This is a genomic window from Paraburkholderia sp. BL23I1N1 (assembly GCF_003610295.1).
GTDB lineage: Bacteria > Pseudomonadota > Gammaproteobacteria > Burkholderiales > Burkholderiaceae > Paraburkholderia.
Genome location: NZ_RAPV01000001.1, coordinates 2492886 through 2518656, shown reverse-complemented (window position 1 = coordinate 2518656; position 25771 = coordinate 2492886). Strand labels below are relative to the sequence as shown.

21 protein-coding genes and 1 pseudogene are annotated in these 25771 nt (G+C 62.6%); 6 read left to right on the top strand and 16 right to left on the bottom strand.

The window, feature by feature from the left end:
* Window positions 1-10: 10 nt before the first annotated feature.
* From B0G76_RS11840 to B0G76_RS11830, 3 genes are all read right to left on the bottom strand, one after another.
* Window positions 11-1414 (bottom strand): methyl-accepting chemotaxis protein, encoded by a 1404-nt coding sequence (locus B0G76_RS11840; protein ID WP_120296326.1) that lies wholly within the window; start codon window positions 1412-1414, stop codon window positions 11-13.
* 358 nt (window positions 1415-1772) lie between these two features.
* Window positions 1773-2762, bottom strand: a complete 990-nt coding sequence (locus B0G76_RS11835) for an alpha/beta fold hydrolase (RefSeq protein WP_120292308.1) — start codon at window positions 2760-2762, stop codon at window positions 1773-1775.
* Between the two features lie 92 nt (window positions 2763-2854).
* Window positions 2855-4345, bottom strand: coding sequence for an NAD(P)/FAD-dependent oxidoreductase (locus B0G76_RS11830; RefSeq protein WP_120292306.1), 1491 nt, complete (start codon window positions 4343-4345; stop codon window positions 2855-2857).
* Window positions 4346-4491: 146 nt separating this feature from the next.
* Between B0G76_RS11830 and B0G76_RS11825 the strand changes: the two genes are divergently transcribed.
* Window positions 4492-5163 (top strand): TetR family transcriptional regulator, encoded by a 672-nt coding sequence (locus B0G76_RS11825; protein WP_120292304.1) that lies wholly within the window; start codon window positions 4492-4494, stop codon window positions 5161-5163.
* Between the two features lie 107 nt (window positions 5164-5270).
* Here B0G76_RS11825 and B0G76_RS11820 read toward each other — a convergent pair whose 3' ends face one another.
* The 4 genes from B0G76_RS11820 to B0G76_RS11805 form a co-directional block, all read right to left on the bottom strand.
* The gene (locus B0G76_RS11820; RefSeq protein ID WP_120292302.1) at window positions 5271-6449 is read right to left on the bottom strand and encodes a tetratricopeptide repeat protein; all 1179 of its coding nucleotides are present in this window, start codon (window positions 6447-6449) and stop codon (window positions 5271-5273) included.
* 116 nt (window positions 6450-6565) lie between these two features.
* Window positions 6566-7246: a PspA/IM30 family protein gene (locus B0G76_RS11815; RefSeq protein ID WP_120292300.1), complete on the bottom strand. Its 681-nt coding sequence runs from the start codon at window positions 7244-7246 to the stop codon at window positions 6566-6568.
* Window positions 7247-7474: 228 nt separating this feature from the next.
* Window positions 7475-7678 (bottom strand): hypothetical protein, encoded by a 204-nt coding sequence (locus B0G76_RS11810; protein WP_120292298.1) that lies wholly within the window; start codon window positions 7676-7678, stop codon window positions 7475-7477.
* A gap of 43 nt (window positions 7679-7721) precedes the next feature.
* A complete protein-coding gene (locus tag B0G76_RS11805; RefSeq protein WP_120292296.1) occupies window positions 7722-8336 on the bottom strand; it encodes a hypothetical protein in 615 nt (204 codons plus the stop codon).
* A gap of 451 nt (window positions 8337-8787) precedes the next feature.
* Here B0G76_RS11805 and B0G76_RS11800 point away from each other — a divergent pair, with 451 nt between their 5' ends.
* Together B0G76_RS11800 and B0G76_RS11795 are read left to right on the top strand one after the other, a co-directional pair.
* Window positions 8788-11289: a penicillin-binding protein 1A gene (locus B0G76_RS11800; RefSeq protein ID WP_120292294.1), complete on the top strand. Its 2502-nt coding sequence runs from the start codon at window positions 8788-8790 to the stop codon at window positions 11287-11289.
* Window positions 11290-11685: 396 nt separating this feature from the next.
* Window positions 11686-12537, top strand: a complete 852-nt coding sequence (locus tag B0G76_RS11795) for a lipid A biosynthesis lauroyl acyltransferase (RefSeq protein WP_259460820.1) — start codon at window positions 11686-11688, stop codon at window positions 12535-12537.
* Window positions 12538-13298: 761 nt separating this feature from the next.
* Here B0G76_RS11795 and B0G76_RS11790 read toward each other — a convergent pair.
* Genes B0G76_RS11790 through B0G76_RS11780 form a run of 3 tightly spaced genes read right to left on the bottom strand, consistent with a single transcriptional unit; the run spans window position 13299 to window position 19145 of the window.
* Window positions 13299-14813, bottom strand: a complete 1515-nt coding sequence (locus B0G76_RS11790; RefSeq protein WP_120292292.1) for an efflux transporter outer membrane subunit — start codon at window positions 14811-14813, stop codon at window positions 13299-13301.
* A gap of 4 nt (window positions 14814-14817) precedes the next feature.
* The gene (locus tag B0G76_RS11785; protein ID WP_120292290.1) at window positions 14818-17940 is read right to left on the bottom strand and encodes an efflux RND transporter permease subunit; all 3123 of its coding nucleotides are present in this window, start codon (window positions 17938-17940) and stop codon (window positions 14818-14820) included.
* Window positions 17937-19145, bottom strand: coding sequence for an efflux RND transporter periplasmic adaptor subunit (locus tag B0G76_RS11780; protein WP_120292288.1), 1209 nt, complete (start codon window positions 19143-19145; stop codon window positions 17937-17939). The genes B0G76_RS11785 and B0G76_RS11780 overlap by 4 nt, the downstream gene beginning before the upstream one ends.
* A gap of 219 nt (window positions 19146-19364) precedes the next feature.
* Here B0G76_RS11780 and B0G76_RS11775 point away from each other — a divergent pair, with 219 nt between their 5' ends.
* Window positions 19365-19982 carry a TetR/AcrR family transcriptional regulator gene (locus tag B0G76_RS11775; RefSeq protein ID WP_120292286.1) on the top strand — a complete coding sequence of 206 codons (618 nt, stop codon included), beginning with the start codon at window positions 19365-19367 and terminating at the stop codon, window positions 19980-19982.
* Between the two features lie 16 nt (window positions 19983-19998).
* Here B0G76_RS11775 and B0G76_RS11770 read toward each other — a convergent pair whose 3' ends face one another.
* Entirely contained in the window at window positions 19999-20211 is a 213-nt protein-coding gene (locus B0G76_RS11770) for a hypothetical protein (RefSeq protein ID WP_120292284.1), read from the bottom strand.
* Window positions 20212-20476: 265 nt separating this feature from the next.
* Here B0G76_RS11770 and B0G76_RS11765 point away from each other — a divergent pair.
* Together B0G76_RS11765 and B0G76_RS11760 are read left to right on the top strand one after the other, a co-directional pair.
* Window positions 20477-21436, top strand: a pseudogene (locus B0G76_RS11765) (LysR family transcriptional regulator); the annotation flags it as partial.
* Between the two features lie 268 nt (window positions 21437-21704).
* The gene (locus tag B0G76_RS11760; protein ID WP_120292280.1) at window positions 21705-22145 is read left to right on the top strand and encodes a GNAT family N-acetyltransferase; all 441 of its coding nucleotides are present in this window, start codon (window positions 21705-21707) and stop codon (window positions 22143-22145) included.
* A 6-nt stretch (window positions 22146-22151) separates the two neighbouring features.
* Here B0G76_RS11760 and B0G76_RS11755 read toward each other — a convergent pair whose 3' ends face one another.
* From B0G76_RS11755 to B0G76_RS11735, 5 genes are all read right to left on the bottom strand, one after another.
* Window positions 22152-22541, bottom strand: coding sequence for a cupin domain-containing protein (locus B0G76_RS11755; RefSeq protein ID WP_120292278.1), 390 nt, complete (start codon window positions 22539-22541; stop codon window positions 22152-22154).
* A 100-nt stretch (window positions 22542-22641) separates the two neighbouring features.
* Window positions 22642-23538 (bottom strand): AraC family transcriptional regulator, encoded by an 897-nt coding sequence (locus B0G76_RS11750; RefSeq protein ID WP_120292276.1) that lies wholly within the window; start codon window positions 23536-23538, stop codon window positions 22642-22644.
* Window positions 23535-23765: a DUF2795 domain-containing protein gene (locus B0G76_RS11745; RefSeq protein WP_120292274.1), complete on the bottom strand. Its 231-nt coding sequence runs from the start codon at window positions 23763-23765 to the stop codon at window positions 23535-23537. The genes B0G76_RS11750 and B0G76_RS11745 overlap by 4 nt, the downstream gene beginning before the upstream one ends.
* A gap of 23 nt (window positions 23766-23788) precedes the next feature.
* On the bottom strand, window positions 23789-24043 hold the full coding sequence (locus B0G76_RS11740; RefSeq protein ID WP_120292272.1) for a hypothetical protein: 255 nt from the start codon (window positions 24041-24043) through the stop codon (window positions 23789-23791).
* A 270-nt stretch (window positions 24044-24313) separates the two neighbouring features.
* Complete coding sequence (locus B0G76_RS11735; RefSeq protein WP_120292270.1) at window positions 24314-25651, bottom strand: C45 family peptidase; 1338 nt, start codon at window positions 25649-25651, stop codon at window positions 24314-24316.
* Window positions 25652-25771 lie beyond the last annotated feature (120 nt).

Genomic DNA, 25771 nt, shown 5'->3' with positions numbered 1-25771 from the left:
AAAAAAACCTTCAAACCTTATACCCAATCCGAACCCCACCCCAATGCCGCCCGGCGACAACCACAGGCGCCGACGCATCCTTCATCAAAACAAACTGCCCGCCACCCATATCACGCCGATACGTCTGCAACAAAAATTTCTTAACATGCGAAGCAGCCGCAATCCCGGTACGATCATCGAACATCCGCCGGTTCCGGCAATTAGCCATATTCCAGACCACGTCCTCGCGCTGCGGCAACGAAAACTTCAGATTATGCGTAGGCAGATAACCACGCACATCGACAGCAGCACAAAACGCAACACGTGGATCGAGTCCGAGGAAGGGCTCCTGAATAGCGGGCAACACCCGATCGGTAAAAGCAGTAAACCGGGTAGTGAACTGAGCCGGATTGCTCCCCGCAACGGGCACATAGTGCTGATCGAACAGATCCTCAATCGACACTTCGCCCCGGGCAACAGCCGTTTCAAATGCCTTGCTCACCGCGGCCGCAGCCCGTTGCACAGCGTCGATAAACCGCGTATCGCTCGTCTCGACCCCCGTTGCCGCAGTCAGCTCGATCAACGTCTCGGACACGCCGAGCAAATTCCCCAGCCGGTCCTTCGCCTGGACAAAGTTCTCGCTCGAATCTTCGACGCCACTCGCTATCTCCAGCACCTTCGCCTCAAGCCCGTTGCATTGCGTTTCGATCTCGCCTGTCAATGCAGCGATCTGCCCAGCCTCATCGTTGAGCTGCGTAATCGCATCGCCCGTCGCATGCACGACGTCGCCGATCTTGCGCGTGCCTTCGCGTACGCGATGCGCCCGCGCCGTGTTCACCGAGCCCTCGTTGATCAACTGTTCGGTCTGCTGAGTGAGCTGAGCCAGCGTCGTCTCGATCTGGCCGGTCGCCTGCGCGGTCTTTGCCGACAGGTTCTTCACCTCGGCCGCCACCACCGCGAAACTCTTGCCGGAATCGCCGGCGCGCGCGGCTTCGATCGCGGCGTTCAGGGCCAGCAAATGCGTCTGGCGGGCAATCAGCGAAATCTCCTCGGAAACGCGGCTCACATGGGCCAATGCGCTACGCAATGCACCAATCTGGCTCTCGATCACCGTCACGCCTTCCACCAACCCGTGGATGTCGGCGAGCGATGCCTCCAACGTCTGCTGTGACGCCTGCACGCCAGTAGCGGCTTCAGCCGAGACGCTGCGCATTGCGCGTGCGGCAGTGGCAATGCGATGGTTGCCCGCAAGCGTCTGCGCGGCGGATTCGCGCAGTGCGCGGCACACCTGCGCCTGGTGCTGTACGCGTGAGGCAACTTCGTCGACGTGGCCCGATACGTCGCAGATTTCAATTCCCAATTTGCCGGCTTGCTCGGCAATATCGCCGACGACCGTTGGTGAACGGCTGCCCCGGCGAAAGCTGAAACGCGTCATGCCCGTCTCCTTGATGGCGCGGATGGTGCGGTTGGTCCGGTTGGTGCGATTGGTGCGATCAATCAGCGCGGTCATCCGGTGCGGATGCCGCGTCTTCTCAATGCGTTTACGGCACACTTTCGATCGACTTGATGCGGGGTATCCCGCAGTCGTTATGATGTGTACTCGCCGTGCAAGTCCGCGCCATTCGTCTTCTTACCCGCCAACCATGATCGACTCCTTCGCACGCGTTTCAGGGTGGCAGCAGCTCTATCACCTGTGGGAGCTGATCGTGATGCTCTGCAAATTTCTCTGGGGACTGCTGCGCTTGCTCGGGGGCGGCTAAGCCGTTGATCGCACGCCGCGCAATCAGCAAGGGTCAGACCGGCGCGCGGTGCGCGCCTTCGGTCAACGGAGCAACCCCGGCGTTCGTGCCGAGAAACGCGCGCAAATCGGTCATCACGCGCTCGGGCGCTTCTTCCATGGGGATGTGACCGAGTCCTGGGTACATCACGGATTTCGCGCCTGGAATGCGGCTCGCAAATTCGGCCGCGTGAGCAGGCGGGATCCAGCGATCCTTTGCTCCCCACAGGACCAGCGACGGCACCTTGAGCGTCTTCAGCACGTCGGTGTCGACGTCCTTGAAGTCGAGCGTCGGCACCATCTTGCCGATGGCCGTGCGCGTCCCTTCGCCGTGGAAGAATTCGATGTAACGCCGCAGCGTCACTGCATCGAGCTTGCGCGGATCGCCATACACGTTGCGCACCGCGCTCTTGATAATGGCTTCGGGCAGCCACCACGGCGAACTGACCCGCACCAGCGCGCTATTGAAGAGGCCGATGTAAATCGGCAGCTTCATCGGAAAACCGGCCGAGTCGATCAGGACGAGCCGCTCGACAGCCTCGCGATGGCGCACAGCGTAATCCCACGAAATCAGGCCGCCGAGCGAATTGCCGATCAGCGTCGCGCGTGAAACGCCGAGCGCCTGCATGAACGTGTCGATGAAGCCCCGGTAGGTGGGCAAATTCATCGTTTCGATTTCACCGGCGCTGGAGCGCAGCGGTCCGGTCACGCCGAACGGCGGCAGATCGAGGCGAATCACGCGGTGCGTGCGCTTGAGTTCGTCCGCGACACGATTCCACGTATGCAAGGAAGACGCGAAACCGTGAATCATCACGATCGTGTCGCCGCTGCCTTCGTCGACATAGTGCACGTCGGCGCCCATGATCTTGACGAACTTCGAACCGCTTTGTGTGTAGCGCCGCTGCAATTCGGTGCGCGGCACGCTGGTGATGCCGAGGCGCGCGGCGAGCGAGCGGGGCGGCAGGGGCGTTGTGGATACGGGTGTCGCGGATTCGATGCTTGCCATGGTTGTTGTCTCCCTTTAGTTCGAATTAGATCGCCGCTGTATCAGCCTCCGCCCCAGCCTCGCGAACAGCCCCTCAGTGGCCGCACGCCGCTTTAAGGCGCGAAACGATAATCGTGCGGCCGCACCCGCCGCGTGCGTTTGCGAAAGCTGAATGTGAAGCCCGGCCACAACGCCGTGACCTTGCCGCTTTTCGTTTGATACCAGCTATGGCAGCCACTGACCCACACGGAGTGCTGCATCTGCTTCTGCAGACGCTCGTTGAAATCGCGCTGGACGTCTGGCCGCAGGTTCATGGTTCGAGCCTTGCGCCGGCGCAATACGCGCAGGCAATCGGCGATGTACTGCACCTGCGACTCGATCATGTAGATCATCGAGTTATGACCGAGCCCGGTGTTCGGGCCAACCATCATGAAGAAGTTCGGGAAGTTGGCGACACTGACGCCGAGGTAGGCCTCCGGCCCGTCGCGCAGCCACAGTGCGCCGAGATCCGTGCCATTGAGCCCGGTCACCTCGAATGGCGCGCCCACGTTGTTGACCTGAAAACCCGTGCCGCAGATGATAGCGTCGGCCGGGTGGTGTGCGCCGTCGTCGGTCACGATGCCATCGGCGACGATTTCGCGAATGCCGGTCGTCACCACGTCGACGTTCGCTTGGCCAAGCGCCGGATAGTAATCGCTCGACAGCAATACGCGCTTGCAGCCGAGCCGGTGGTTCGGCGTCACTTTGGCGCGCAGCACGGGGTCCTTGACGCGCCGCTCCAGGTAGCTCAGGCCGAACTTCATCGGCATTTTCATCAGTTCCGGATTGACGACGAACGCAATCGCGCGCGATTCGAGTTGCCAGTAGATCGCATTGCGCACGAAGCGCTGCGTGAACGGCAGGTGGCGGAACAGCCAACGCGCGCGCGGGCCGACCGGCTTGTCCGGCTTGGGCATGATCCACGGCGCGGTGCGCTGGAACAGCTCGAGTTGCGCCACGCGCGGCTGGATCCGCGGCACGAACTGGATCGCGCTGGCGCCCGTGCCGATCACCGCGACGCGCTTGCCTTCGAGCGGATAGTCGTGGTCCCAGCGCGCCGAATGAAACAGCTTGCCTTCGAAACGGTCGAGCCCTGCGATCCGCGGCATGGCCGGCCGCGACAGCGGACCGCTCGCCGCGATCACCACGTCGGCCTCGATGCTTTCGCGTGTGCCGTTCGAGTCGATCTCGACTTGCCAGGTTTGCCGCGCTGCGTCGAAACGGGCCGAGGACACGCGCGCATTGCAACGCACGTAGCGATCGACGCCGTATTTGCGCACGCAATGCTTGAGGTAGGCGAAGATCTCCGCCTGGCCGCCGAACGCACGCGACCACGCGGGATTCGGCTCGAACGAAAACGAATACAGATGCGACGGCACATCGCAGGCCGCGCCGGGATAGGTGTTGTCGCGCCACGTGCCACCAATATCGCCGGCCGCCTCGTAAATCGTGAACGACGTGATGCCCATCCGGAGCAGACGGATCGCCATGCCGATGCCCGCAAATCCACTGCCGACAATGGCAATGCGTGGCGCGGCGGGTTGGGCGGATGAGGCAGGCGTCACGGCAGGTCTCCGGAGATAGGCAAAATTCGGATGTCTACAGTTGTCTACATCCGCATAACGCGCAGGGTAGACAACTGTACACTTCGCGTCAAGATCGTTTAGAGTACGACTATTAAACGCACGAGCCGCGCTCTGACTGAAAGCTCATGAACCCAGTACCTGAAGCGGCGCCCGCCGCGGACCATGGCGCTGGTGCCGGGCAGGACCTTCCGCCCGGCAAGCGCAAGCTGATCGAAGCCGCGTTGCGTCTGACCGCGGGCGGGCGCAGCTTTGCAAGTCTCGGTTTGCGCGAACTGGCGCGCGAGGCGGGGCTGAATCCCAACACGTTCTATCGCCATTTCGACACGCTCGACGACCTGGCGCGCGAGGCGGTCGAATCGGTGAGCCGCCGCTTGCGGCCGATGCTGCGGCGCGAGCGCTGGCTGGCGGCGCACGATGAGCCGCAAAGCGTGCCGCGTCGCGCGTGTGTGGCGTTCTTTGCGTTTGCGCTGGAGAATCGCGAGGCGTTTCTGAGCGCGCTGGCCGAGTATCACGGCACCTCGCGGGCGCTGCGTGAAGCGGTGCGGGCGAATCTGCACGAGGTGTCGGCGGAAATGGCGGACGACGTGGTGCAACTGGAGCTGATGCCGACGCTCGCCCGCGCAACCGTCGACGAAGTCTGCACGCAGATCGTGCTGCAACTGTTTCACCTGTCGGCGGAATACATCGAAGGGGATGCCGCGCGCCGGGAAGCGCTGGTCGCGTATGCAGAGCGTTTCATCGTCCGCCTGTTCGCGGGGTCGATGCTGCTGGCGCAACATGAGCCGGCGAGGGCGTAAAGAGAATCGACATAAAAAAACAGGCTCCGTTCAGGAGCCTGTTTTCATTGCGCTTGATTGTTCAGCGTTTGATTAGCTGCATCTCAAGCAAACTGGCGCTGCGTTTCTCAGGTATCGCTCCAACTGCTGGAATCGTCATTGCTACCCAAGTCGACGCCGCCGCCGCTGTTGTCGCTCCAGTCATTCGAGCCCTGGCCAAAGTCGAGGCCGCCGCCATTGCCGCCGTCACCGCCCCGGCGACGCGTTTCGTCATCGACGATGACATCGCGCTCCACGACGCGATCACGCCCGGAATTCAGCGCCTCGCCAAGCAGCACGCCGGTCAGCAGACCGCCCATGCCGCCGCCGAAACCGCTGCCACCTTGTTGCACGATGACCTGTGGCTGCTGCTGCGGATAGGGCGCCTGCGGCGGGTTGCCGAAACGCTCGGCTTCCTGCGCATACGGCGACTGCTGCGTGCCGGCGGCCGGTGCGGCATACGGATCGGGCCGCCCCTCGGCGCGGGCGCGCATGCTGGCGATGCGCTGCTCCAGTTCGTCGAGCTGATACGGCGGCACCGGATTCTTGCTGTTCGACAGCGATTCGACGAGACCACGCAATTGCTCTTCGGTCGATTCGACTTCTTTCTCCAGCGCCTCATGGCCTGGCACGGTGGAGAGCTTCACGTCGAGCTTCAACGAACGCACGGCGTTGAGCATCTCGGTGGCGCGCTTGAGCTGCACGCGACGATCGTCGTCGGCGCGCGAATCGTCTTGCGAGCGGGCGCGGCGCAATGTCCAGCGCAGCACCAGCGCGATCACGCCGATCAGGAGAATGATGCCGACCCACATGCCCATGCCGGGACCATGCCGTTGCGGCGCTTGCGGCACCATCGCCGACTGCTGCTGCACGGCTGGCGAATTCTGCTGCACGAACGGGTTGGCCGCGCGGCTCGTGGTGTTGCCGCCGGCGGCGCCGGCGCGCTCCGCGTTCTTGCGGATACGCGCTTCGGTTTGCGCGAAACGGGTCGGGTCGGTGAAGCGGATTTGCGGGTCGAGCGTCTTGGCCTGTTGCACCTGGGCGAGGGCGTCGGCAGAGCGGCCTTCGCGATCGAGCACCTGGCTGTACAGATAGTGCGCGCGTGCATTGTTCGGATGCGCCTGCAGCACTTCGCTCAAACCGGCATCGGCTTGTTGCCAGTTGCCTTGCGCCATGGCGGATTCGATCTGCTGGACCGTCGGCACTGCGAACGCCGCGGCCGATACGAACATCAGTGAGGCGAATGCGCTTGCGAGAAATTTTTTCATTTACGGACCGGGTGCGTTGCACCCGTCTCCTTCAATCGATTCCGGCGGCCGGCATTCCGGTGGCCCGGCATACCGGCTGCGCTCGTCGCGGCAGCCGGTATTCAATGCTGACGTAATTACTGGGCAGGCGTGTTGATCTGCTTCTTCAACGCTTCGAGACGATCTTCGACGGACGGGCCGCGGTTCAGATCCGCGAGCTTGTCGTCGAGCGCTTTGCCGCTCTTCACGTCGGCCGTATTCAGGCGCGCGTCGGAACGGGCATTCGACAACGCAACCTTGTCTTCGAGCTTCTGGAAATCTTCGGACAGATTCTTGCCACCGATACCGCCCAACGCGGTAGCTGCAACGTCTTTAGCCTCAGCGATCTGCTGCTTGGCTTGCAGAATGTTCGAGCGCGCGTTCAGGTCGTTACGACGGGTACGCATGTCGTCGATCTGGCTCTTCAATTGATCAACCGACGGCTCCAGCGTAGTCAGTTCCCGTGCCAGCGCATCGCGCTCGGCTTCGGCCGTGGCTTGCGCGCCGAGGGCTTCGCGCGCAAGCGCTTCGTCGCCGGATTGCAGCGCGCGCTTCGCGCCGTCTTCGTACTTCTTCGCCTTGTCGGCGGCAACATCGCGCTTGCTTTGCTGCGTGGCGACTTGCGCCTGAATCTCGATCAGCGAGTTCTCGGCTTTAGCGATGCTCTCGTCGAGTTCGCGCACAATCTGGCGCGAATCGCGCGACGGATCTTGCACGGAATCGGCTGCGTCGTTCAGGAGACCTTTAAGCGTGCGCGAAATGCTGTCAAAAAGCGACATGAAAACCTCCAAAGAATGAAATCGGCGCTGAATAATTCCCACGCGCTTTAACTGCTTTCCAATGCTACTTTACGCCGCTGCGCGAGAAGCTGCGCAACGTTCGGACCGGAGTTAGGGGCGCACTCGCCAATTGCAATAGCGGCGCCGAAAATTTACGGTTTTGAAACTGAATTGCAAACTGCCTTGGTGGTTAAAACGCGCGGTGTATCAATCAGCCGTTCGCGGATATTACACCACGCATTCTCTTAAAACCGCCTTAAAGGGCGCGATGACATAATCGCCGAATTTGTGTGCGGCGGGCATCCGTGCGGCGGGCATCCATACGGCGGCTGTCCGCAGGGCGAGTGTCCACGTGACGGGTGTCGCGCATGTGAACAGGCGCGGCGTGAGGGCGGCTTGCTGGCGTTTGAGCAGCCGCGCACTGATACGCATCGATGCGCCGTGGGCCAGGCCGTCTCGCCGCTCAACCTCCGTTTTAGGCGAAGCGGCCACCTTCCGTGCTCGGATCGCTTTGCGGATCGTCTTCGTCCCGCGCGGCATCGAGGCGCGGGCGCTTGAGCACATTGCGCAATGGCGTTTCCACGTCGCCTGGTTTCTGCGCCGAGTCCGCAATGGTCACCGCTTTGGCAGCGGCGACGCGCGCCACGGCTTCGGCGGCCGCGGCGGCTTCGATTTCCTCGGCGGTGGCGGTGAGCGCGGCCATAACCCCGGCCGGCAACAGCGGCCCTGGGCTTGCACCCGCGGGCGTGCCCAACAATTCTTCCGCCTGCGATGCGGTCGCGCTTTGCGCCGGTGCAGCGGCTTCGTTGTCACCGTGGGTTTGCAAGGCCGGCGGGAGCGCCGCGCGTGCGTGGCGCGTACCGCGCGCGACACGCTGCAGCGCCGCGTCGAGCGCGTCCGGCGCACGCGGCGCGCGCAACCGGTCGACGATGCTGGCCGCTTTCACCTGCTCGCTGGTCGCGCCGAAGCTCAACACCGCGCGCCGCATCAGTTCGCTGACGCTAATCCCCAGGTCTTCGGCGATGGCGGCGATCGCGCGTTTCTGCGCGGTCGTGACAAATACGACGATGCGTTCGCTGGGCTTGTTCATGGTCGGCTCGCATACTTGTTGGCATTGGCGGTTCAAGGCGTGTATTTTGCGTACGCCGTCGCGCGCGTCGATGACGACTCGCGCGCCGAGTCCATCATATGACGAGTTGCACCGATGCGGAACGGGCGCGACATGAAAATCCCGTGACATCAACGAGTTGTAACGTTTCCGGCGGGCTTGTCCACAGGCCTTTCAACATTTTCTGGGGATAACCCGGGCAGGCGGCGCCGGGCGCTTGTCTGACTGCCGCGATCTACTGTCGCGACACCACACGAAGGGAATTCTTACAAAAAAACTGTCTTGGACGGCGCTTGATTTCTTTAAAATGCGCTGTTACGTTGCGCCGGACGATGCTCTGGGCGTGCCGTGCGGCCGCCCGGGGGCGTAAGGGCCGCGCGGTGTTTTGCGCCTCATGCAGCCCGCTTGCTGTGACGCGCCCACTATTCCAGTCATGCCAATCATCAAACGACCGCATTCTTCAAATTCTCCGGCTGGTGAAGACCGGGACTCCTACCACCGCACTCCAGGACGCAACGCTGCTTCGCGCGACGCTGAGCCCGGCCGCCGTTCGATCGGCGCGAGCATCACCATCTGGTTTGTCAGTCTGCTGGCGACGATCGCCGTGGTGGGCGCGCTGATTGTCGGTTACGCGCTCGTGGTGATGGGGCCGCAACTGCCGTCGCTCGACGCGCTGACCGACTATCGCCCGAAGGTGCCGTTGCGGGTGTACACCGCGGATCACGTGTTGATCGGCGAGTTCGGCGAAGAGCGGCGCAGCATCGTGCGCTTCCAGGACATTCCGGATCAGATGAAGAAGGCCGTGCTCGCGATCGAAGACTATCGCTTCTACGAGCATGGCGGCGTCGACTTCGTCGGCATTTTGCGCGCGGGTATTTCCGACATTACGCACGGCGGTGCCTCGCAGGGGGCGAGCACGATCACGATGCAGGTGGCGCGTAACTTCTTCCTCTCGAGCGAGAAGACCTACACGCGCAAGATTTACGAAATGATGCTCGCGTACAAGATCGAGCGCGCGATGACCAAGGATCAGATCCTTGAGGTCTACATGAACCAGATTTATCTGGGCGAGCGCTCGTACGGTTTTGCCGCGGCCGCGCGCGTGTATTTCGGCAAGGATCTGAAAGACATTACGCTTGCCGAAGCCGCGATGCTGGCGGGCTTGCCGAAGGCGCCGTCCGCGTATAACCCGGTGGTCAATCCGAAGCGCGCGAAGATCCGTCAGGAATACATTCTGAAGCGCATGCTCGAACTGAAATACATCAGCCAGGATCAGTACGACCAGGCCGTCAAGGAAGAGATCCACACCAAGAACGCGGGCAACGAATACAGCGTGCATGCCGAGTACATCGCCGAAATGGTTCGCCAGATGATGTACGCGCAGTACAAGGACGAAACCTATACGCGCGGCCTGAACGTGACCACCACGATCGATTCCGCCGACCAGGAAGCCGCCTATCGCGCGGTGCGCAAGGGCGTGATGGACTACGAGCGGCGCCACGGCTATCGCGGACCGGAGGGCTTCGTGCAACTGCCCGCACCGGGCGACGACCGCGATCAGACCATCGACGACGCGCTCACCGATCACCCCGACAACGGCGAAATCATCGCCGCCGTGGTGACGGACGCGAATCCGAAGCAGGTGAAGGCGCAACTGGTCGACGGCACCGAAGTGACGATCAGCGGCGACGGCCTGCGCTTCGCAGCCGGTGCGCTTTCCGCGCGCGCGGCGGCCGCCACGAAGATCAAGCCGGGCTCGATTGTTCGCCTCGTTGCCGACGAGAACGGCAACTGGCAGATCACCCAGCTTCCGCAAGTGGAGGGCGCACTGGTGTCGCTCACCCCGCAGGACGGCGCGATTCGCGCGCTGGTGGGCGGCTTCGACTTCAACAAGAACAAGTTTAATCACATTACGCAGGCGTGGCGCCAGCCGGGTTCGAGCTTCAAGCCGTTCATCTATTCGGCGGCGCTCGACAAGGGGCTCGGACCGGCCACGATCATCAACGACGCGCCGCTGTACTTCCCGCCGAGCACGCCGGGCGGCGACGCCTGGGAGCCGAAGGACGACGACCAGCCGGACGGTCCGATGCCGATGCGCCTTGCGTTGCAGAAGTCGAAGAACCTGGTGTCGATCCGCATCCTGTCGTTCATCGGCACCAAGTACGCGCAGGATTTTGTCACGCAGCGTTTCGGTTTCGACGCCGACAAGACCCCGCCGTATCTGCCGATGGCGCTCGGCGCCGGTCTCGTCACGCCGCTGCAATCGGCGGGCGCCTACTCGGTGTTCGCGAACGGGGGCTACCGCATCAATCCGTATCTGATCAACGAGGTGACGGATGCGCGCGGCCAGCCGCTCTCGAAAGCGCAACCGTTGACGGCGGGCCGGGACGCGCCGCGCACGCTCGAACCGCGTAACGCGTACATCATGAACAGCCTGCTGCATTCGGTGGCCACGGCCGGCACGGGCGCGGGCACCAATGTGCTGCATCGTTCGGACTTGCAGGGCAAGACGGGTACGACCAACGACGCGAAGGACGGCTGGTTCGCCGGCTATCAACAATCGCTGGTGGCGGTGGCGTGGATGGGTTACGACCAGCCGAAGAGCCTCGGCAGCCGCGAGTTCGGCGCGCAGCTCGCGTTGCCGATCTGGGTCGAGTACATGCAGCGCGCGCTGCGTGGCGTGCCGCAAAGCGAGCCCGCGCAGCCGGACGGCGTGACCGCGATCGACGGCGAATTGTTCTACACGGACATGACGCCGGGCAACGGTTTCGTGGCCAGCATCGGTCTCGATTCGTCGAATCCGACTGCCGGTGCGAGCGACGCGGTGGGCGGTGTGGGGCCGGCGGGTATGACGCCGCCGGCGGTGCCGCCGCCGAGCGTCTCGTCGAATGAAAAGAAGCAGATCCTGGATCTGTTCGAGTCGAACAAGCCTTGATATAAGGCGAGCGTGTGCGGCTTGCCTCGGCCGCACACGCAAGCTTTTGAAAAGGCAGGGAAATCGCTGCCTGGCGCCGGTTGGGTGGCGCTATTCGGGTAAGCCCGGCCGGCAGTTTTTGTGCCCACCCTTTGCGGTGTGTTTTAATCACACCTGCGGTGCTTTCGTACGGGTCCTATACGGACGTTCGATTCCTAAGAGGTTTCAGCCTTCCGCACCGCAGCGTCTGGCCGTGAGCGAGGCGCCCATCGCCAAAAGTCGCGCCGCGTGAGACCCGTTTGACGCGCGCGTGCCACTTCGCTCGTGGGCAACACTCAGGTTGCCGCGGCCGGCGTGTTTGTCATCCAGCATCAACCGGGTCTTTACCGCGTGAAAAGTCGAATTCTCATCTGTCTGATGACAGGTCTGCTGCGTGCATTTGCCTTCCTGCCGTACGGCGTTGTCGCGCGTATCGGCACCGGCATCGGTGCGCTGCTATACCGCATGCCGAGCTCGCGCCGGCGTGTCGTGCATACCAATCTGAGGCTCTGTTTTCCCGACATGAGCGACGAGGAGCGTGAACGTCTCGCGCGCGCGCATTTCTGTCATGTGATCCGCAGTTATGTCGAGCGCGGCCCGCAATGGTTCGGCAACGCGCAGTCGCTGGCGCGTCTCGTCGAAGTGGAAAGTGCGATTGATCTCGACGATATGGAAGGCAAGCCGACGATTTTTGTCGGCTTCCATTTTGTCGGTATCGAGGCGGGTTGCATGATGTATTCGACGCGGCACCCGGTTGCGTCGCTCTATACGCCGATGTCGAACCTGTTGCTCGATTCGATGGCCAAGCGGCAGCGTGCGCGCTTCGGCACGGAAATGATTCCGCGTAGCGATAGTGTGCGGAAGGCTTTGCGTGCCTTGCGTGATGGCACGCCGGTGATGCTGGCCGCCGATATGGATTTTGGGCTGCGGGATTCGGTGTTTGTGCCGTTTTTTGGGGTGCCGGCTTGTACCTTGACTTCTGTTTCGCGGATGGCGAAGGCTGGGAATGCGCGGGTTGTGCCGTTTGTGACTGAGGTTTTGCCCGACTATCGGGGTTATAAGCTGACTATTTTTGATGCGCTAAGCGATTTTCCTTCGGATGATGTTGCTGTGGATGCTCGGCGCATTACCGAGTTTCTTGAGACGCAAGTGCGACGGATTCCTGATCAATATTATTGGGTCCATAAGCGGTTTAAGAATCGGCCTGTGGGGGAGGCTGGGGTTTATTGATCGGGTTTTTTGCGCGTGGCGCTTGGGCGTCTGTGTTTTTATGGTGTTGGCCTTTCCTTGCTTTGTTAGTGGTCTATTAGCGTTGCCCCTGTGCGGGGCGGCACTTACTTTCTTTGCCGCCGCCCCTCAAAAGAAAGATAAGCAAAGAAAGCGGCCCACACCGCTAATTCTTAAGCGGGTCCCCGCGCAGCCACGGTAGTGGTGCATCTGGAATCTGGGTTCTCGCACATTCGGCGTGAGTGACAAGGCCGTCATACCTCCGGCGGCGCTGCGCGCGCCGAGGCGGTACCTCGAACCACTGGGCGTGTGGCCGGCGCCTGAAATGTCTATGTCTGATTTCGTTGCGCGTTCAACGACTTACGTCGGATGTCCAGGTGTTATCAACAAGCCTCTCCACAAAATCTGTGGATAAGGCGTCTGCTCGAAATTTGGCCGGCCCCGCGAGCCGCGTTGTCGATCAGCCCTGCATCCGGCCGCACCGTACGAAACAAACCGATCCGTATCAAGCACTTAAGCGCGTAGCCCCAGAGTTATCAACAACCCTGTCAACATAAACTGGGGATAACGTTGTGACATGTTGAGGCCTCCCAACGGCCTCGTCTGCGAATAAAAAGGGTATTCGGCGCCCTCTGGTTCATTCCGCACCTCAGTCAGAAAACCCCGTGCGCTCAAGACGTTAGCGCGCTTGTCAGAATGTTTTCAACAGCCTCATCAACATAAACTGGGGATAAGTCCGCTAACGTCAGTACGGAATCCCAGGTTTAGTTAGATACCCCCACGCCCGACGCAGGAACCGCCGTTGCCGATGCCGTTGCGGAGGGGCCTGGCTCCACCGGCGGATTTCCCATCGCCTGGAATAAGGCCGCGGTGTCCGTCAGCCGCGCGCTCGTGTAACGGATCTCGTCAAGCTGCGCGTTGCGGAACTGCTGTTCGCTCGACCGCGTCGACGCAATCGGTAAGGCACCCAGCCGGTACCGTCCCGATGTCTCGTCGAAAATTCCCTGCGCCGAGCGCGCGGCAACGCTCGCCGCGTCAAGCGCCTGCGTGTCGTGCTGCAACGCTGCAAGCGTATCGGCAACGTTCTGGAACGCGGTCAGCACGGTCTGCTTGTATTGCGAAACTGTAGCGTCATAGGTGTCGACCGCGGCGCGGCGCTGTGCGAACAGGGCGCCGCCGTGAAACAGCGGTTGTGACAGCGAGGCGCCAATGCTCCAGATCGCCCCCGCGCCGGATAGCGCCACCGGCCAGCTAAAGCCGCCTTGTCCCATCGATGCACTCAGCGAAAGACTCGGGAACATCTGCGCGGTCGCGACGCCGACATCGGCCGCGGCGGCCTTCAGGGCCGCGTCCGCGGCCTGAATGTCGGGTCGGGTGCGCAGCAGCTCGGATGGCACCACGACAGGCACCTGCTCAGGTACGTGCAGTTGCGCAAGATCGAGGTCGTCCGGCGCCGCATCGGGCGTGCGGCCAAGCAGCACCGCCAGAGCATGGCGCGTCGTCAGCCATTGCTGCTTCAAACCCGGCAAACTCGCCGACAGACTCGCCGCGCTTTGTTGCGCGCTCAACTGGTCGGCGTGCGAGACGGCGCCCAAGGCGTAGCGCCGTTGTGTGTCGCGCGCCTGATCGTTGGCAAGCGTCACGAGGCGCTCGGTCGTGTCGATCTGTGCTCGCAACGCCGCACTCGTGATCGCCGCCGTTACGATGTTGGCGGCCAGCGCGCGGCGCGCGGCGTCGAACTGGTAGGCCTGCACATTCACGCGGGCCGCAAGCGCGGCATCGGCGAGACGCGAAGCGCCGAACAGGTCGAGCGTGTAGTGCGCCTGCAATTGACCGACGAAGATGTTGTACAGGAACGTATTCGGACCGGCCTCAGGGATCGCCAGCGCGCGATTGCGGGTGGCCTGGCCGCCCGCGTCAATGGTCGGCAGCAGCGAACTGCCGATCTGTGCGCGCAGTTGCTCGCGCGCCGCGGCGAGGCTCTTGTCGGTCGCGGCAAGCGTCGGGCTGTTGCGCAAGCCTTCGTCGACCAGCGCGTTCAACCCTTCCGATTGATATAGCTTCCACCATTCGGGCACGGGCTTTGCGCCAACCACGAATTGCTGGGTGACGCCCTGTGCGGGCACGGTTTGCGTCGGCTGCACTTCGGCGCCGTAGTGAGCCGGTTGCGGCATCGCGGGCGGCTCGCCGTTCGGGCCGAACGAGCAGGCGGCGAGGGCCAGTGCGGCGCCGCTAAGCAGCGTGAGACGCAGGTGTTGAGGGAATGCAAAGGTAGCCATGATCTCAGTTCCCCGAATGCGTCGTGCCGGACGGCGGCGGTGGCTCGCGCTCGTCGTCGCGTACTCTGAACGACATTGCGTACAGGGCCGGCAGATAGAACAGCGTGAGAATGGTCGCGCTCGTAATGCCACCCATCAGCGCGGTTGCCATCGGGCCGAAAAAGTTCGAGCGCAACAGCGGAATCAGCGCGAGCACGGCGGCCGCCGCGGTTAGCGTGATCGGCCGGAACCGCCGCACCGTCGCGCCGACAATCGCGTCGAAGCGCTTATGCCCCGCAGCAATGTCCTGCTCGATCTGATCGACGAGAATCACCGAGTTGCGCATGATGATGCCGAACATGGCGATCACCCCGAGCATCGCGACAAAGCCAAACGGCTGGCCGAACAGCAGCAGCGTCAGCACCACACCGATCAGACCGAGCGGCGCGGTCAGCACCACCATCAGCACGCGCGCGAAACTCTGCAACTGGATCATCAGGAGCGTCAGCACGGCGATGATCATGATCGGCATCTGCGCGTTGATCGATGTTTGCCCCTTGCCGCTTTCCTCCACCGAGCCGCCGATTTCGATCCGGTAGCCCACCGGCAGCGTGGCGCGAATCTGGCTCAAGGCTTTATCGACGGCATGCGTGACGTCGATCCCTTGCGCGCCCGGCGCGACGTCGGACTGCACGGTGATAGTGGGCTGCCGGTCGCGTTCCCAGATCACGCCGTATTCGAGGTCGTTGCGCAGATGGCCGAGCGTGCCGAGCGGCACGGGGCCGTTCGGCGTCGGCATCGCCAGTGTGAGGAGTTTCGAAGGGTCGACGCGTTCCGCCTTGGGTGCGCGCAGATCGACGCTGATGAGCTTGTCGCGCTCGCGATACTGCGTGACGGTGTAGCCGGAGAGCGTCATGGCGAGGAAACTCGAAACGTCTTCGGAGGTCACGCCGAGTTCGCGTGCTTTTTTCTGATCGACTTCGAAGTGCACCGAGCGCTCGGCAGGCTCGTCCCAGTCGAACTGGACGTTGCGGGTGCCGTGGTCGGCACGCAGGGTCGCAGCGACACGCTCGGCGATCGAACGCACGGTGGCGATGTCGTCGCCGCTCACACGGAACTGCACGGGATAGCCCACTGGTGGTCCGTTCTCGAGGCGCGACAAGCGTGTGCGGATCGCCGGAAAGTTATTGCGCAATTCCGGTTCGAGCCACTGCGCGAGCTTCTCGCGATCTTTCACGGATTTCGCCGTGATCACGAACTGCGCAAAATTCGGTTGCGGCAGTTGCTGATCGAGCGGGAGATAGAAACGCGGCGCACCGGTGCCGACGAAGTCCACCGTATGATCGATTTCCGGGCGGCCCACCAGCACTTTTTCCAACCGCTCTGCCTGGCGTAACGTTGCGTCGTACGAAGCGCCTTCGGGCAAGCGCACGTCCACCAGCAACTCGGGACGGTCCGAGCTCGGGAAGAATTGCTGCGGCACCAGCGTGAAGCCTGCCATGGCCAGAATGAACAGCCCGACGGTGATGGCCAGCACAACAAAACGCCGCTCGATGCACCAGCTGATCCAGCCACGCAACCGCTTGTAGAAGCGGGTGTCGTAGATGTCGTGTTCGTGGTCGTCCGCTTCGTGCGCCTGACGTTTGCGCTCCGGCAGCATGTGATAGCCGAGCAGCGGAATCAGCACCACGGCCGCGAACCACGAGGCGATCAGCGCGATCGCCGACACTTCGAAGATCGAGCGCGTGTATTCGCCGGTGCTCGACTTCGCCAACGCGATCGGCAGGAAGCCGGACACGGTCACGAGCGTTCCGGTCAGCATCGGAAAAGCGGTGCTGGTGTACGCGAAGGCCGCGGCGCGCGTGCGGCTCCAGCCTTGCTCCAGTTTCACCGACATCATTTCGACCGCGATGATCGCGTCGTCCACCAAAAGCCCCAACGCAAGCACCAGCGTGCCCAGCGACACTTTGTGCAGCCCGATGTCGAACAGATACATGCACAGCGCCGTGACGGCGAGCACCACGGGTATCGAGATCACGACCACCATGCCGGTGCGGACACCCAACGACAGCAGGCTGACCACCAGCACAATCGCAATCGCCTCGGCGACGGCTTCGAGAAAATCGTCGACAGAACGCGCGACCGCGTTCGGCATGCTCGACACTTCGACGAGCTGCAAGCCCGCGGGCAGGTAGCCCCGCAGCTTGACCATCTCCTGATCGAGCGCTTTACCCAGACGAATCACATCCCCGCCCGGCTGCATCGTGATGCCGATGCCGAGGACCGTCTTGCCGCCCGAGCGCATTTGCGTGACGACCGGATCGTCGTAACCGCGCTTGATGGTCGCGATGTCACCGAGACGGAACGAGCGGTTGTTGATGCGGATCAGCGTGTCGGCGAGCGCGTTGACGTCCTTGAACTGGCCGGTGGGGCGCACGAACACACGGTCGTCGGTGGTAGTCAGCGTGCCCGCCGGCGAGACGCTGTTCTGCGAATTGATGGCCTGGCCCAGTTGCTGCGGCGAGATACCAAGGCGCGTGAGTTGCGTGTTGGTGATCTCGATGTAGATGTGCTGATCTGGATCGCCGAAATAATCGACCTTGCCGACGCCCGGCACCCGCAGCAGCACCGTGCGCAACTGGTCCGCATAGTCGTGCAACTGCGCGGCGGAAAAGCCGTCGCCCTCGAGCGTGTAGATGTTGGTGTAAACGTCGCCGAATTCGTCGTTGAAGAATGGGCCTTGAATGCCTGGCGGCAAGGTCGCCGCGATATCTCCTACTTTCTTGCGCACCTGATACCAGGTTTCAGGCACGTCCTTGACGGGCGCCGAGTCTTTCATCGAGAAGAACATCAGCGATTCGCCGGGGCGCGAGTAACTGCGCACGAAATCGATGGCGGGCGTTTCCTGCAGTTTGCGGCCAATGCGGTCGGTGACCTGTTCCTGGACCTGGCGCGCGGTCGCGCCGGGCCAGAAGGTGCGGATCACCATGACGCGGAACGTGAAGGGCGGGTCTTCGGATTGGGCGAGACGGGTATAGGCGAGAATGCCGAACGCGGTTGCGAGCGCGATCAGGAAGACGACCAGCGCCTGATGGCGCAGCGCCCATGCGGACAGGTTGAAGCGTCCTTCTTCATGGGTAGTGCTCATGAAGCGAAGTCCTCGGGATGCAGCGGTGGGATCACGTGGACTTTTTCACCGGCGGTCACGGTATGCACGCCTTGCAGCACGACGCGGTCACCGTTCTTGAGCCCCTGGCCGATCACGATGGTGCGCTCGTTATAGCGGGTGACCGTCACGCGGCGCAGTTCTAGCGTACCGACGCCCGACGCGTTATCCGCAGGACGCACGATCCACACAGCCGGCTGTGTGCCGTCGTGGAACAGGGCGGTGGCAGGTACCGTGAAGGAACTGTTCTCGCTCGTGGCTGGGTTGGCTGATGAGCTGTCAGCGGACTTGCCACCTGGGTTCGAGGGCGAAGCTGCGGACAGCGCGATGTCGGCAGTCATGCCAAGACGCACGTCCGGGCCGGGATTGTCCAGCGTGAGCTTGGCGCGGTACGTGCGGCTTTGCGGATCGGCGGCGGGCGACAGTTCGCGCACGCGCGCGGTAAAGCTGCGGCCCGGCAGCGCGGCCAGCGTGACCTTCGCGGTCTGTCCGATCGAGAGCGCGGCTAGCGCGCTTTCCGACACGTCGCAGACCACGTCGACATCGCCGGTCCATGCGAGGTTGTAGACGGCCTGGCCGGCGGACACGTTCTGGCCGGTATCGGCCTGTTCGGCGGTAATCACACCGGCGTGATCGGCAACCAGCGTGGTGTACTGCAACTGATCTTTCGACAACGCCGCCTGTTGCGCGGCCTGATCGCGCTGCGCCGCGGCTGACGCGTAGGCGTTGGTGGTCTGTTCGAGCTGCGCGGGCGCGATCAGGTTTTCTTTCGCCTGTGCCTGATCGCGATCGAGTTGCTGCTTCGCATACACGAAACCGTGCTGCGCGGCTTCCAGCTGAGCCTGCGCGCTGGCGGCATTCTTTTGCGCGTCCGCCGGATCGAGCCGGGCGACGATCTGCCCATTCTTCACCACGTCGCCTAACCGCACACGCCGTTCAATGATCTTGCCGCCGACGCGAAACGACAGCGGTGTGGAATAGCGCGCCTGCACTTCGCCCGGCAACGATGCCGCGGCCAATGCGCTGCCGTCGGAATGCACGGCAACGGCGACTACCGGGCGCGGCGCGGGCGCAACCGGTTCTTTCTTCGAGCACGCGGCGAGCGCGACGATACCGGTGAGAGCGAGGGCGAATGCTGCGCGGCGCAAGCGCGCGGGACGGGCATGCGGATGGAACTGCTGGCGCATCGCAGACGATGCGGGAGGACCGGGACGCTTCACAATTACCCCAACTGGAGACACCGAACGAGCACGGCAAGCCGCAGTGGCTCGCCAACGAAGACGCGTGGGCCGAAACATGCATTTTGCATACGTGTCTGACTTCGAATGGATGTGTGAATTCTAATACACACCTGTATCTGAATGTTGATGTGAATTTAAATTCTTTTCGGTGCTAGACTTGCGCCCATGAAACGGCAACGACTTACACGCGAGCAGAGCAAAGATCAGACACGTCTGCGTCTGCTCGACGCTGCGCAAGCAATTTTTATGAAGAAAGGCTTTGTCGCGGCGAGTGTCGAAGACATTGCCGGGGCGGCGGGTTATACACGCGGCGCGTTCTACTCGAACTTCCGCAGCAAGAACGAGCTGTTTCTCGAACTACTGCGGCGCGACCACGAGACGATGCAGGCGGGGCTGCAGGCCATCTTCGAAAGCGCGGCCTCGCGCGAAGAGATGGAAGAACGCGTGCTGCGTTATTACGGCAGCCTGCATCGCGAGAACAAGTGCTTCCTGCTGTGGGTGGAGGCGAAGCTGCTCGCCGTGCGCGACGGCCGCTTCCGGATACGCTTCAACGCGTTCCTGCACGAGAAGCTCGAACAGTTGAGCGCCTACATCCGCGAGTTTTCGGCGCTGGTCGGCACGCCGCTACCGTTGCCGGCGGAGACGTTGGCGATGGGCTTGATGGGATTGTGCGACGGCGTGCAGTTCTTCTACACGGTCGATCCACAGAACGTGACGGGGGAAGTGGCTGAAAAGGTGCTGACGGGCTTTTTCGCGCGCGTGGTGTTCGGGCGCGACGCGTAGGGCGAATGCCGGCGAATCAGCTCGCCGGCAACTGCGCGCAGGCGTCCGCAACCGGCGTGGCGCAGACGAACGCGTACTGCCCGCTGTAGCGCAGGACTTCCTCACCGGCGTGCAGCACGACCTTGATGTCCGGGCACCGCTCGTAAGCGATGAAGGCCGAACAGGCCGCGGCAGACCAGCAAACCAGTGAAAACGCGATTTTTTCGAAAAGCTGAAAACGATGTGGCATAGCAATAGGTTCCTTTCGGGCGCTATGTTACCAGCATCTAAGGGTTTATACCTACCAAATATCCACAGTTCGTCCGCAAAACGCCTCGCAATCGTGTCGCGAGCGCCTCAGAAACCTGACCGGATTGTCATGTTCGGGTCAGGGTTGGGACAGGTCGGGTCGATACAATCGAATCGTTGGGCAAACCCGTGCGCACCTTGTCGTTCGGGTCGACACAGGCGGCAGCGTTGCGCCGGCCCGGCTTCACCGAGGCAGGAGTCGTCCCATGAATCAATTGCAGTCGATGCGCGTTTTCGTCAAGGTGGCTGACCTGGGCAGTTTCGTTGGCGCGGCGGGCGCGCTGGATCTTTCCACTGCGGTCGTCACGCGTCACGTCGCGGATCTGGAAGCGCGTCTCGGTGTGCGGCTGCTCAATCGCACGACGCGTCGTCTCTCGCTGACCGAAGCCGGTGCGACCTATCTGGAACGCGTACGCCACATTCTCGACGACCTGGAAGGCGTCGAGCAGATGGTCGTGGCGCGCAATCAGGAACCGGTTGGAACCTTGCGGGTCGTCGCGCCAGTGGTGTTCGGGCTGCACAGCCTTGCGCCGGTGGTGCAGTCATACGCCGAGCATTATCCGGACGTGATGCCCGACGTCACGCTCGCGGATCGCCACGTCGATCTGGTGGAAGAGGGGTTCGACGTTGGGATCATGGTGGCGCGGCAGATGCGCAGCGCGAGCATCGTCACGCGGCGTCTGACCACCGGTTATATGACGGTCTGCGCGACGCCCGCCTATCTTGAGCAGCACGGCACACCGACCCGTCCTGAAGATCTGCTGACGCATCCGTGTCTGAGCCGGCCTGCCGAGCAGGGCGGCGACGAGAAGGTATTCACCGGACCTAACGGCGAAGTGCGGGTAAGGCCCACCAACGCGATTGCGGCGAACAACACCGAGATGCTGCGGCAGTTTGCCTTGTTGGGCATGGGCGTGGCGATTCTGCCGAGCTATCTGATCGGCCGGGATCTGGCCTCCGGGCGACTCGTGCCCTTGCTGGGCGATTACCACCTGCCGAAAATCGAGATCACGATTGCCTATCCGAGCCGCCTGCATTTGCCGGCAAAGGTGCGCACGTTTATCGATCACCTCGTCGCGCACTTCCAGCAGATCGAAGCACAATCACGCGATCCGCGAGCCATGATGCTGGCGCGTTCGGCTGGGTGGTCGGCGGCCGCCGGGGCGCCGCTTGTCGGATCACCGGTCTATGCGGACGACCTGCCGGTGTCGGCGCTGCCGGTCGAGCGGGCGCGGCCGTTGCGCAAGGCTTCGGGCGGACACGTCGCGGTGCCTTCGCCAATTTGACGGGATCCAGGCGCGCCTGCACCTGAAACGGCGCGCCCGCAAGCGTTCACGGCGTTCGGCACCGGCTTTCACATCTGGGTTATCTTCTTGGGTCCCGAGGGCGGCATCGTCGCGCCAACTCAAGAAAATGTCCCGAGAGCCGAAGCACATGAACCTGAGTTTCGCCAACACCACACACGCCGACGTCGATACGCTCGTGGAAATCCGTATCGCGGCCATGCGAGAGAGTCTGGAACGCATCGGCCGCTTTGATCCCGTTCGCGCACGTGAACGCTTTGTTGCGTCGTTCGATCCCGGTTTCTGCCGCTTCATTCTGATTGACGGCGAGCGTGCCGGCTTCGTGCTGTTGAGACACGACGCCGACCATCTGCTGCTGGATCATCTGTACATCGTTCCGACTCAGCAGGGCAAAGGGATCGGCCAGGCCGTACTGGCCGAACTATTCGCCGAGGCCGATGCGAAATCGCTGCCGCTCAAAGTGGGTGCGCTGCGCGACAGCGATTCGAATCGTTTTTACCAGCGGCATGGCTTCGTCAAAGCGGCCGAAAGCGAGTGGGATATTTATTACGAACGCGAGCCGCGAGCGTGACCCGCTTCAAATCCACACATCGTTCGCCGCCGTGCGTTCGTTGCTTTCTTCGCCGGTGTTCTTGACGCCGCGCGGTTCAATCAGCAATAGCTTGACTTCGCGTTCGGCGTACGGCTTGTGCTCCGTGCCTTTGGGCACCACGAACATTTCTCCTGCTGACAGAAGCACGGATCCATCGCGCATGTCGATGCGCAATTGCCCGTCGAGCACGATGAAGGTTTCGTCGGTCTCGGCATGTTCATGCCAGACGAAATCGCCTTCGATGCGCACCAGCTTGAACTGGTAGTCGTTCATTTCGGCGACGACGCGCGGTTGCCATGGGTCGTTGATGAGCTGCAGTTTTTCAGCGAAGTTGATGGCGCGGTAAGGACGTTGAATCGCTTGAACATCGGACATTGCGGTGCTCCTCCTGAGTGATCATTTTCAAGCTGGAGCGTAGGGCGTGACGCGCTATCGGGTCTTGTACGTTTGTGCGCGCGGCTGCAATGCGACGGCGCTATGTCGGGACGTTCGTCGCCTCGTGCGTACGCGTTGCCGAGGGCCCCAGCATCTTCAGCCACTGTGCCGGCGCGACACCCCACGCGCGTTTGAAATGCCGCGTCATGTGACTTTGATCAGTGAAGCCGGCGGCCGCGGACGCATCGGCGAGCGATATCCCCTTGACGGCCAGTTCCCGCACGAGATCGAGACGCCGCATGGTCAGATAGCGATGCGGACTGGTGCCGAACAGCGCACGAAAATCCCGCGACAAACTCCAGCGGTCGCGTCCGGCGGCTGCCGCCAGTTCGTCGAGTGTGACGGCACTGTCGAGCGAGCCCAGCATGTACTCGCGCGCCCGTTCCGCCGCGAGGTAATCCACCGGCCGTCGCGTCGTCGCCGCCGCACCGACCACGGCGTCGAGCGCGATGGCCAGATCGTAGAGCGCATCGTCCTGTTCGAGCGAATCGATTGCGCGATCCATCGTGCGCAGCAGCCTCTCGGTCGCGGCAAAGAGACGCGGGTCGTTCGACAGGCCGCCTTCGAGGAACGGCAACGGCTTGCCGCCGAGCGCCTGCTGGAACAGCGCCGGATCGACATAGATCATCCGGTAGCGAAAGCCGTCGCGGGTGCCGGCCTGGCCGTCGTGCGGCTCGTCGGGATGCAGCACCATCGTGCCGCCCGGCAAGCTGCTACGCATGCTGCCGCGGTAGCGGAAGCTCTGCACGCCAGCCAGGGTGCGGCCTATCGCATAGGTATCGTGCCGGTGCATGGCATAGCCTGCACGATGGAAGAAGGCTTCGATTCGCTCGATGCCGCTCGTGCCGCCCGAATGCGGCGAGCGATGAATCCAGTCGGAAGCGGGCTTTGGATCGGACGAAAGCGGACTCAGCGTCAACACCTGCTTGCCGCTCATGCGCCCAGACCCGGCCCGTAATTGCCGCCGATCAGGCGCGTGATCGACGTGACGTCGGCGTAATCCTGTTCCGGCAAGCCGTCGAGCATCGACAGGACTTCGTTGCTCGCGCCGGCTTCGCGCGCGGCGTCGACTAGCGCGTCTTTGTAAGTCGGGAAACTGACTTCGCGCAGCACGTCGGCGATCTGCAGATCAATCGATTCGCCGGGAATAGTCGATGCGCTCATGCAAGTGCTCCCAAGGGCTGTTTTCAGGTCTGCAAGTGTTCGTTCTGGCCCGTGAAGCTTCGCTCCAGATGCCGCGACTTGGGCAGCGCAATGTATTGCCATTGTTGCGGACGAGTGTTGTCAGTGGCGGCGACGTCCGGCGCTGCGGGAGCGACGGGTGCGGCGTTGGCGCGTTCGGCAAGGCTATTGGCGGTCGTGCTCTCCGTCGCGGTATGAACCGGCGCGGCGAAACACGAGGCTGACAGTGTCACCATGGTCAACAGTGTCGAGGTTTTCATCACCCGACCTCCTAAGCTCATGCGGCGCTGACAAGTTGAGCAAGCGCTGCGCCATCCCCGCGTCGAAAGGAGGGCGCAACCTACACGCGGCGTTGCCCTATGCGCGCAGGGCGTATCTACCATCTTAGATGGCAAACCGTTCGGCCGCGCGCGCAAAAGAGACAAAACCTCATTGTAGATTTCACATGATGGCAGGAAAAAGGCAACGCAGTCGCGAACGGTCGTGCAGCGTTTATGGTGCGCTGCAATAGACGCTTGCGGGTTCTCCGCCTAGCGCAGCACCTCGAACCGCGTCCAAGGCCACGACGGCCGGTCGCGCATATAGCCGTTGAGCCAGTTCCACTGCGGATGGCGCTTCATGAACGCCTGGGCGTCGAACGGCCGCCCGCACGGGTGCCCCCAGCGCGCGGTGAAGGCCATGCTGCGCGCCATGTCGCTGTCGACCACCTTGCCGTCGTTGGCGCCCCACGGATTGAACGGTCCGTGATCGGTGCCCCCGAAGCGCGCGTCGTCCAGTTCCAGATGCCCGCAGATGGTGCGCGAGCACGGGTTGTCGTTGCGGTCGAGATAGACGTCGTGATGGTCGGCGATCATCTCTTTCGCGAGTTCGACGTCGATCTTGCCGTGATGCATTTCTTCGAGCTGCATGAAGCGCAAGCGGCGCGCGCCGTTCTTGCGCACATCCGTATAGTCTTCGCCTTCGCCGATGCATTCCTGGTTGCGGATTTTCAGATCGGTCGCGGTGTTGTAACCGCTATAGAAGCCGTTTTTCGTACTCTCGAAACCGGAATAGTGCAGCCCGAGTTCATAGCGCGCGATCTCGCCGGTCTTGGTGTCGCCGAGCAGCCAGCTGTTCGCATACCCGCCGTTATTGGCGACCGCGAACATCTCGCACCATTCGCCGATGTTGTTGGCGTACTGCGACGCGCGCCGTGAGCGATAGAACTCCGGCGCACCCGCCGCGTTGTAGCCGGCAAAGTTGGAGATGGTGGTTTCAGTCACCATCAGGCCGGCTTCGGTGACCCAGAAATCGGTGAGACTGGAGATGCAGCCCGGCAAGCCCTGCATCAGGATGCGATTGCCACGGTCCGGCACGATGTCGAATACGACGTTGAACGCATCGCCCGCGGCATAGCGGTCCCAGGAGTTATGCGCCATGACGATGCGGCCGTCCCGGGTGGCATTGCCGGTGGCGATGAACGCGCTGCAGTGATGGCCGCGGCGCCCGCGCCACGGTTTCAGGCCGTGCTGCGGCCGCTGGGCCGCCGCGTGGCTCGGCCACCAGCTTTGCAGCAGATCCATGTAGCCGTTCCAGGCCAATACTTCGGCGAACGGCAGCTTCGCGCCGTCGGCGATGCCCTGGATTTCGTCGGCGAATTCGGTGTCGAGTTTGTTGGCGAACTGGGAGACCGCGGCGTCGACGAAGGTATCGAAGTCTTCGCCGGTGTCCCATTTCGCAAGGTAGCGGGCGGTGCGGATCGCGTTCTGGATTTCGGTGGCGAGCAACTGGCCGTGCTGCTCGCCGCGATCGTACGGCTCGCCTTCGATATGCAGGAAAATCCAGCCCGCCTGGTCGCGGCGCACGGCATCGAGGGACGGTTCACTCATCTTCGCTCCGATCGAAAAGCGGGCGTCTCGGCGCGCCCGTCCTGGCGTAACGCGCGCTGCTCGCAATCGCTGCAGCGGTCTCCCCATTGTAGAGAATCTTCTGCGCTTTACACGGAGCGG